Origin of the sequence: Neisseria sp. N95_16, assembly GCF_002551535.2 — a bacterium.
Taxonomy (GTDB): domain Bacteria; phylum Pseudomonadota; class Gammaproteobacteria; order Burkholderiales; family Neisseriaceae; genus Neisseria; species Neisseria brasiliensis.
In genome coordinates this window covers 1-8987 of record NZ_PDBT02000085.1, presented here as the reverse complement: position 1 = coordinate 8987, position 8987 = coordinate 1, and the positions used below count along the sequence as shown (strand labels likewise).

Sequence of the window (8987 nt, the reverse complement as noted above, 5' to 3'; positions counted from 1 at the left end):
CTGCCGTCCATACCATTCTTGGGAAAAAGGCTTGGTGGAGAATACCAACGGGCTGATCAGACAATACTTCCCAAAGGGGACGGATTTTAGGAAACTGGGGGCTAAAAAGATTAAAGCGGTTGAGGAGGCCCTTAACCGCCGACCGAGAAAGACATTGGACTATGAGACACCGGGTGATCTGTTTCCAGCAGCCCTTGCCAATGGCATTTGAGCGTTGCACTTGAAATGCGAATGTAAGGGCCTAAAGATGCCTTCAAACGTTTAGCCACGAATCACTTTACGCACATGCGGAATGGCGTGTAGCTTGTGGATGATTTGGTTGACCTGAGCCAAATCTTTGGCCTTGATGATGAAGCCAAATTCGACAAAGCCTTCGCTGCCGGCTCGGTTGGACGACGGGGTGTTGACCGATTCGATGTCGGCACCAGAGCTGGAAATGGCTTGCGCCATTTGCGCCAGCAGACCGTGGGTGTCTTCCGATTGGATGTTGAGGCTGAGACGGTAGCTTTGATTGTTGAGACTGTCCCAATCGGCATCGAGTTGCTGCTCGGGGTCGGATTTGAGCAACACGCTACAGGTATCGCGGTGGATAATCATGCCTTTGCCTTGCACCAATAGGGCGCGGACGGCATCGCCTGCGACAGGATGGCAGCATTCAGCCAAATGCACGCGACCGGTTTCTTGGCCATTGACTTTGATCGGGCTGAGTTTGACTTCGCTGCCGAAGTGTTGGCCGGCGAGCTCGGCAATGTGCATGGCCACAGAAACAGGCTGGGTATTGCCCATGCCGACGTTGTATAACACTTCTTCAAACGAGGTTTTTTTGTCGCTCAAATCGTTTAAATATTTTTCTTTGAGGTCGTCTGAAATCAATACATCTTTCGGCAACAGGCTCGACAGGGCTTTTTGCAGCAGGTTTTCACCTAATACAATCGCATCATGGCGATTCATGGTTTTAATGTATTGGCGGATGGCGCTGCGGGCGCGGCTGGACATGGCGAAATTGAGCCATGCCGGATTCGGTTTGGCATGTTCGGACGTGATGATTTCGACCGAATCACCGGTTTTCAGCTTGGTGCGCAAAGGCATCATGGTGTTGTTGATGCGCGCGGCCACGGTTTTGTGACCGATGTCGGTGTGCACGGCATAAGCGAAGTCAATCGGGGTTGAACCTTTCGGCAGGGTCAGGATTCTGCCTTTCGGGGTCAGGATATAGACTTCGTTCGGGAATAGGTCAACTTTGACGTGTTCCAAAAATTCAATCGCATTGGCGCTGCTGGCCTGTAAATCGAGAATGCTTTTCAGCCATTGATTGGTGTACAACATGGCTTGGTCGATGGTGTTTTCGCCCGATTTGTAGATCCAGTGGCCGGCCACGCCGCCTTCGGCGACGGCATCCATTTCGTGGGTGCGGATTTGCACTTCAATCGGCAAGCCGTAAGGGCCGACCAGCGTGGTGTGCAGGCTTTGATAGCCATTGCTTTTTGGGATGGCGATGTAGTCTTTGAAACGGCCGGGTTTGGGTTTGTAGAGATTGTGCAACGCACCCAATGCAGCGTAACAAGCCGGTACGCTGTTGACGATGACGCGGAAGGCGTAAATGTCCATCACATCGGCAAAGCGAAGTTTCTTTTGCAGCATTTTTTGGTGAATGCTGTAAAGGTTTTTCTCGCGGCCTTTGATTTTGGCTTCAATGTTGGCATCAACCAAGCGGTGGCCGAATGCGCGCAATACTTTACCGACTACATCACGGCGGTTTTTACGGCTGTTGTCCATCGCTTTTTGCAGCGTTTCATAGCGCTTTGGATGCAGGTTTTGGAACGATAAATCTTGCAATTCCTGATAGGCATTGTTTAAGCCGATGCGGTTGGCGATTTGGGCGTAGATGTCGAGCGTTTCTCTGGCGATGCGGCGGCGTTTTTCTGGGCGCATCGAGCCGAGTGTGCGCATATTGTGCAGGCGGTCGGAAAGCTTGATGATGATGACGCGCACGTCTTTGGTCATGGCGAGAATCAGCTTGCGGAAGCTCTCGGCCTGATGTTCTTCATGGTCTTCGAATTTGAGTTTTTCCAGCTTGGATAAGCCATCTACCATTTCGGCGATGGTGTCGCCGAATTCCGCTGCCATTTCGACTTTGGATACGCCGGTATCTTCCAAAACATCGTGCATCACACCGGCACACAAGCCTTGCACGTCCATGTGCCAAACGGCCAATTGGGTGGCCACGGCAATCGGATGGGTGATGTAAGGTTCGCCGCTTTTGCGGGTTTGACCGTCGTGGGCGTGAAAAGCGTAGGCTACGGCTTTTTCGAGCTGTGCCTGTTCTTTTTTGCTGAGATAAGATGCCGTTTTAAAGAGTAAGTCTCGGGCTTCGGCTGTCAGCGCATCGTAGGGAGCGGTAGGTAGGGGTGCGGGCATGTTCAGACGGCCTCTCTCGGGTTGGATAACTAGATGGTGGGGACGTTATCAGTTGATTCAAGAAGCGGTAAATATTATCGGCAGGCAGATGCGTAATCAAACGCATGGCTTGCCATATTGTTATGTCAAAGTTAAGTGGGCAAACAACCGCGCATAAGGGCGCGGTTGAATGGTTGCATAAGCCTTAGCGGCAGCGCATGTATTATTTATTGCGAGACAGCAATTCAACGCCGATTTGGCCGGCGGCTACTTCGCGCAATGCAGTCACGGTCGGTTTGTTATTGCGGATGTCGTCAACCAAAGGTTGGTTGCCGTTTTCCAATTGGCGCGCGCGGCGGGCGGCAACTAAGGTCAAATCGAAGTGGTTAGGGATTTTTGGGGTGCAGTCTTCGGTGGTGATACGAGCCATATTGCTTGCTTTCTTTCAAAAAAATAAATCGGATAGCGTATTTTCGCTGTTTTTTAAGAATTTTCCAACAGATTTGTGAGAAAACCTTGCTGGGCAGATTTTTTCAGACGGCCTGACTTAATAATATGCAGTAAATCGGCTTCGGCAACATCTAGGTCTTCATTGACGACAATATAATCAAAATCAGAGGCTTGTTCGATTTCATGGCGCGCTTCGGCCAAGCGGGTGGCGATGACTTCTTCGCTGTCGGTAGCGCGGCCTTTCAGACGGCCTGCCAAGATGTCAAACGACGGTGGCAGGATAAAAATACCGATAGATTCCGGCAGCGCACGGCGCACTTGTTCGGCTCCTTGCACATCGATTTCCAAAATCACATCAAAGCCTTGCTCGCTCAATTGGTTGACCGCAGCGATGCTGGTGCCGTAGTAATTGCCGAACACATTGGCGTGTTCCAAAAAGGCTTTTTGTGCGATTAAAGATTCAAATTCTTCTTTGGGAACAAAATGATAATGTACGCCATGCTGCTCGCCTTCGCGTGGCTGGCGGGTGGTGTGGGAAACCGATACGCGTAAATCGCTGTTGTTTTTCAACAGGCGTGAAACTAAGGTGGTTTTACCTGTGCCTGAAGCGGCGGAGATGATGAAAATATTGCCTTTTTTATTGTGTTGCATGATGTTTTGCCATGGGATATTTTCAAGAAATTATAACACAATGCCTGCCGGATTTGGTTGTTCAGACGGCCTCAACATCGACAGCATAAATTTGTTACAATATGATGTTAAAAATATTCAATCTTGGAAGATTAAGCATGTTGATTCATCCTGACGTGATGGGCGTTGATGCCTTGGCGGAAAAAATCCGCAAAATTGAAAACTGGCCACAAAAAGGCATTTTATTTCATGATATTACGCCGGTTTTGCAAAGTGCGGAGTATTTCCGTTTGCTGGTAGATTTATTGGTTTACCGCTATATGGGGCAGAAGATCGACGTAGTGGCCGGCTTGGATGCACGCGGTTTCATCATCGGTGCGGCTTTGGCCTATCAATTGAATGTGGGTTTTGTGCCGATTCGCAAAAAAGGCAAATTACCGTTTGATACCGTATCGCAAAGCTATGCCTTGGAATACGGCGAAGCCACGGTGGAAATTCACGCTGATGCGATTAAATCCGGCGCACGCGTGTTGCTGGTGGATGATTTGGTGGCAACCGGTGGCACCATGTTGGCGGGTGTGGAATTGATTCGCAAGCTTGGCGGCGAGGTGATTGAAGCGGCGGCGATTTTGGAATTTACCGATTTAACCGGCGGTAAGAAAATCCGCGATGCCGGTGTGCCGCTGTTTACATTGTGTCAAAACGAAGGCTGCATGTAATCGATATCAACCAGCAAAAGGCCGTCTGAAAAAGCGTATGGCTGTTCAGACGGCCTTGCTATTGTGGTATTCAGGCCGGCAAAAAATGTAAATATCAGTTTGCAATTCGGATATTTGGCATAAATCATTTAGAATGCTGCAACCATATCGATAATAAATCATATATTAGGACCTGATGAAGAAGGACGACATGAATTTGCAACGCACCTTTACCCTGTCGCTGAGCGTAATGGCATTGGCTGTGTTGGCTGCCTGCGCTTCGCAAAGCAGTAAACCGACTGTGACCCGCGAATCACGTGTAGAAAGCCAATCGCCGGCATCGATTCCGTCACGCCGTGCCGACAGCCAATCGAAAATTTTATCCGATTTCAGCCAATATGAAAGCTCATTGAACGCCGCCAAGCGCGGTGATGATGCTTGGGCGCAGCAATATTTGGCGCAAGCAGGTAACAGCGCCATGGCGGAAACCGTGCGCAATGAGTGGCTGAAAAGTTTGGGTTCACGCGGCCAATGGTCGGTGTTTCAACAAGAATACAAAAAATTAGAAGCGGCCGGTCGTGCGCAAGAAGTGGAATGTTATGCCGATTTGAGCAGCGGCAATTATGCCAAAGCCGCTGATTTGGTGCGTGAAACCGCACGTTTGCCACAAGGCTGTACCCGTTTGGTCGAAGCAGCGGCGGCTTCAGGCCGTCTGAAAGTCGATGATGCATGGCGTCGTGTCCGCGGCTTGTTGAGCAACAATCAAATCACCGATGCGCGTAATTTGGCTGCATCATTGGGCAGCCCGTTTGATACGGGTGCGCAAGGTTCGCAAGAATACCGTTTGCTGTCGGTAATCGGAAAAGAAGCGCGTAAATCGCCTTCTGCTGCTGCCAGCTTATCGGCCATGGAAGGCAGCTTGAGCCGCGCGCAAAGCAGCTTTGCTTGGGGCGTGTTGGGGCAACATCAGGCTTACAGCCAAAATATGTCAACCGCTTTGAGCTACTACGGCCGCGTTGCTGACCGCAAACAATTGACCGATGAACAATTGGAATGGTATGCCCGCGCCGCATTGCGTTTGCAGCGTTGGAGCGAATTGGCGAGCGTGATTCAAGACATGCCGACCAAGCTGCAGCAATCGCCGACTTGGCAATATTGGTTGGCACGCAGCTATGCCGCACAAGGCAACAGCTCACGCGCCAAATCATTGTATGAACAAGCCGCTGCTTCCGGCCGCAATTTCCACGCCGTGTTGGCAACCGAAGAACTCGGCCGCCGCATCAACACCAAAAACAATGTCGGTAATGCCAGCCGCAGCGATGTCAGCCGTATGGCGAAAGACGGTGCCATCAACCGTGCTTTGACTTTGTTTAAAACCAGCCAAGCCAACGGCGACAGCAAAATGCGCCGTCAGGCACAGGCGGAATGGCGCTATGCCACACGCGGTTTCAACGAAGACAATCTGCTTACCGCCGCCCAAGTGGCTTATGACAACCAGTTTTACGACATGGCCATCAACACCGCCGACCGCACCGATAATAAGCTGAATTACAATTTGCGCTATTTGTCGCCATTTAAAGATACCACCGTGCGTTACGCCAACCAAGTGGGCGTTGATCCGGCTTGGGTGTATGGCTTGATCCGCCAAGAAAGTCGTTTTGTAATGGGCGCGCAATCGCATGTCGGTGCACAAGGTTTGATGCAGGTAATGCCGGCCACCGCCCGCGAAATCGCCGGTAAAATCGGCATGAGCAGCAGCGAACTCTACACCATGGACGGCAACATCCGCATGGGTACATGGTATATGGCCGATGCCCGTCGCCGTTTGCAGAATAACGAAGTATTGGCAACCGCCGGTTACAACGCCGGCCCGAGCCGCGCACGCAGATGGCAGGCTTCAACGCCATTGGAAGGCGCGATTTACGCCGAAACCATTCCGTTTACCGAAACGCGCGATTATGTGAAAAAAGTGATGACCAATGCGACTTACTATGCGTCATTGTTTAATGAGCCGCAAACTTCACTGAAACGCCGTATGGGCACGATTCCTGCACGTTATTAATGCTGTAGATTCAGTATGAACAAAGGCCGTCTGAAACATTCAGACGGCCTTTGTGTTATTTATCGGCTTCGGAAATTAAATTATGTTGTATGGCATAAACAGCGGCTTGCACGCGGCTGCTCAAATTGAGTTTTTTCAAGATGCTTTGTACATAAGCTTTAATAGTCGATTCGGCCAAATTTAACTGTCTGGCAATGACTTTATTACTGTGGCCGATGGCGAGATATTTTAGGGTTTCCAATTCGCGCGGGGTCAATGATTTAAGTGCATTGGGCGTGTTTTCCTGCGCCGGATTGATGAGTGACTGCACCAAATGTGCGGTCATTTCAGGGGAAAACACGCTGTCGCCGTTGGCGGCTTTGACGATGGCGTTGATGAGAAAATCAGCATCGATGTTTTTCAGCAAAAAGCCTTGTGCGCCCAGTTTCATACATTCGATTAAATCATCGCTGTCTTCCGATACAGTAAGCATTACCACCTTTTGCGACGGATTGCTGCTGAGAATCTGGCCGAGCGCTTCGCGGCCGTTCATCACCGGCATATCTAAATCTAACAACACCACATCGGGGTGAACTTGTTCAACCAGTTTTACGCCGCTCAAACCATCTTCGGCTTCACCGATTATTTCAAAATCCGCTTCGCCCAACACGGATTTGATGCCGCGTCGAAACAGCGTGTGATCGTCAATCAAAACAATGCTTGTACTCATTCTAAAATTCTTTCTTTTTTTGGTAGTAGCAGTGAAATTTTTGTATGGCCGGGTTGAGAGCTTACATTTAAATCGGCGTGAATGCGTTGCGCGCGCTCAAACATAATATTCAGCCCGACGTGGCCGTTTTCGGCAAAATCATTTAAATCGGCGGTATCAAAACCACAGCCGTTGTCTTCAATTTTCATTTCAAAATCGTCTTGATTATGAAACGAAACGTGTACCCGCGTTGCCTGTGCATGTTTACGGATATTCGACAGGCTTTCTTGCAAAATGAAGATAAACTGCAATTGCTGCTCGGAGGTCAACAGCGGGCCGTTGTCCTGCCAGTCGGTAACGGTGTCTATTTGTGTTTGCTGTCGGAAGCGGGCAATCAAACGTTCAACCGCATCGTTGAATTCATTATGGGTGATCTTGGTGCGGAAGTTTAATAATAATTCGCGCACATCCTCATAGCATTCCTGCACGCCTTCTTTGATGAATTGCAGTTTTTCATTGACCTTGGCATCTTGGTTTAAACCAGATTTTTCCAAAGCTTTGTCGAGCATTTGGATTTGCAGGTTTAAAAAGGTCAGGGTTTGGGCGATGCTGTCGTGCAGCCCTTGTGCAATCAGATTGCGCTCTTGCAAGACGGCCAATTGGCGGTTTTCAATGCCCAAGCGTAAATTGCTCACGGTGATGCCCAATTGTTGGCACAGCGATTCGAGCAAATGATCGTCGCCGTTGTCTGCGCCGGCATGATTGAAATACAGCGTCATCATGCCCAAATCCACACCGTTGCTGCTGATTTTGAACACGCGCAAAAAGTGAAAACCCGATTGGCTGCACAAGGGCTCGGTCAATTGGTGGTTTTTAGGCGGTGTTTTGTAGAAGTTGACGGTTTGGTGGCCGGGTTGGTTGACCGCTTCGCCGCAGGTGCATTCTTCCAATTTGCGGCAGGCTTCGGCGGTTTGCAGGTTTTCGGGCAAGCCGGAATGCGCAATCAAATCCATGCGTTTGCGTTGGAAATCAATTAAGCGGATGCTGCCTGCTTGAGCCGGAACCATGTCCATAATTTTATTGAGAAACCCTTCAGCAGCTTCGGCCACGGTGGGGGCTTGGCTCAATAAATGGCTGAAATAATAGAGCGTTTCCAGCGTATGGTTTTTCTGGGCTAAATCATGGGTTTTATCGGCGACCTGCTGCTCTAAGTTTTGGTATAGGTTGTGTAGGCGAGTACTCATTTGGTTGAAGCCGTGATCGACTTCGGCAAATTCAGTCACGTTTTCAATTGGCACTTGTTTGCCGAATTGGCCGTCGTGAATGGCAGTTACGCCATTTTGCAGGTGGGTCAGCGGCAGGATAATCCAGCGATACAGCAGCAAAACCATAATGATTGAGCTGATGCAGACCATGCCAAGCAGCATTAATTGGAAAATGCGTAATTTATTGATGTATTGGTTGTTGACGATTTCAATCGATTTAGCCAGCGTATCGATGGATTGGATAAACGGCGGGATTTTACTGCGATCGAAAGCCAAGCGCTCGGCCGAAATGGTTTGAAACCACGGTTTGATGTCGTGAATCCAAGTGTGTTTTAAAGTGGCCAGATTGGCTTGCACATCTTCATCATCAGGCAAGAACAGTGGACGCTCAGGCACGCCGTTGCTTAAATCAGCAAGGGTTTGGTCGAAGTCTTCAATGTAATGGTTGATTTCCGATTGCGGCGCATGGCTGTTGAGTAGCAAGCTCAAACGGTAGGTTTGCATGCGTAGGCTGCCGGTGTCGTTGATGGCGGCGGCTCCGCCTTCCAAGCACCAAGATAAAATCAGTGTCAAAACAATTGAAGCTGCGGCGGCAATCAGCCACAGCAGCGTTAACAGTTTCAAGCGGGTGGAAAGGCGTTGGGGCAGCATATTAATACTCAAATCACAAACTTTTTAACATCTTAATCTAACTATATTAGGGCGTGTCCTCAATTTAACTTAGCATGAATAATAGAGCAAGCCAAGTAAAGCATCGATTTAAAATTACGAGCTAATTTCTCATAGCGAGTAGCAAT

The 8987-nt window shown here is 49.5% G+C and carries 8 protein-coding genes and 1 pseudogene; 3 read left to right on the top strand and 6 right to left on the bottom strand.

The features are described from left to right. Positions 1-211: IS30 family transposase (locus CRG49_RS13390; protein ID WP_198515164.1), on the top strand; the 211-nt coding region annotated here is incomplete at its 5' end. A 50-nt stretch (positions 212-261) separates the two neighbouring features. Here CRG49_RS13390 and CRG49_RS11255 read toward each other — a convergent pair. The 3 genes from CRG49_RS11255 to gmk all read right to left on the bottom strand — a co-directional run bounded on the left by CRG49_RS11255 (position 262) and on the right by gmk (position 3498). Beyond that, positions 262-2418: a bifunctional (p)ppGpp synthetase/guanosine-3',5'-bis(diphosphate) 3'-pyrophosphohydrolase gene (locus CRG49_RS11255; protein WP_095502196.1), complete on the bottom strand. Its 2157-nt coding sequence runs from the start codon at positions 2416-2418 to the stop codon at positions 262-264. A gap of 202 nt (positions 2419-2620) precedes the next feature. Beyond that, on the bottom strand, positions 2621-2827 hold the full coding sequence (gene rpoZ / locus CRG49_RS11250) for a DNA-directed RNA polymerase subunit omega (protein ID WP_095502195.1): 207 nt from the start codon (positions 2825-2827) through the stop codon (positions 2621-2623). 53 nt (positions 2828-2880) lie between these two features. Continuing rightward, positions 2881-3498 (bottom strand): guanylate kinase, encoded by a 618-nt coding sequence (gene gmk, locus CRG49_RS11245; protein ID WP_095502194.1) that lies wholly within the window; start codon positions 3496-3498, stop codon positions 2881-2883. A 101-nt stretch (positions 3499-3599) separates the two neighbouring features. Here gmk and CRG49_RS11240 point away from each other — a divergent pair, with 101 nt between their 5' ends. After that, positions 3600-4196 (top strand): adenine phosphoribosyltransferase, encoded by a 597-nt coding sequence (locus tag CRG49_RS11240; protein WP_369832041.1) that lies wholly within the window; start codon positions 3600-3602, stop codon positions 4194-4196. Between the two features lie 190 nt (positions 4197-4386). Then, entirely contained in the window at positions 4387-6237 is a 1851-nt protein-coding gene (locus CRG49_RS11235) for a lytic transglycosylase domain-containing protein (protein ID WP_095502192.1), read from the top strand. A gap of 55 nt (positions 6238-6292) precedes the next feature. Here the strand turns inward: CRG49_RS11235 and CRG49_RS11230 are convergent, their stop codons facing one another. The 3 genes and pseudogenes from CRG49_RS11230 to CRG49_RS11220 form a co-directional block, all read right to left on the bottom strand. Then, complete coding sequence (locus CRG49_RS11230; protein ID WP_095502191.1) at positions 6293-6946, bottom strand: response regulator transcription factor; 654 nt, start codon at positions 6944-6946, stop codon at positions 6293-6295. Next, positions 6943-8853, bottom strand: a complete 1911-nt coding sequence (locus CRG49_RS11225) for a type IV pili methyl-accepting chemotaxis transducer N-terminal domain-containing protein (RefSeq protein ID WP_324252670.1) — start codon at positions 8851-8853, stop codon at positions 6943-6945. Before CRG49_RS11225 ends, CRG49_RS11230 begins: the two co-directional genes overlap by 4 nt. Before the next feature lie 47 nt (positions 8854-8900). Next, a pseudogene (locus tag CRG49_RS11220) lies at positions 8901-8987 on the bottom strand (IS5/IS1182 family transposase); the annotation flags it as partial.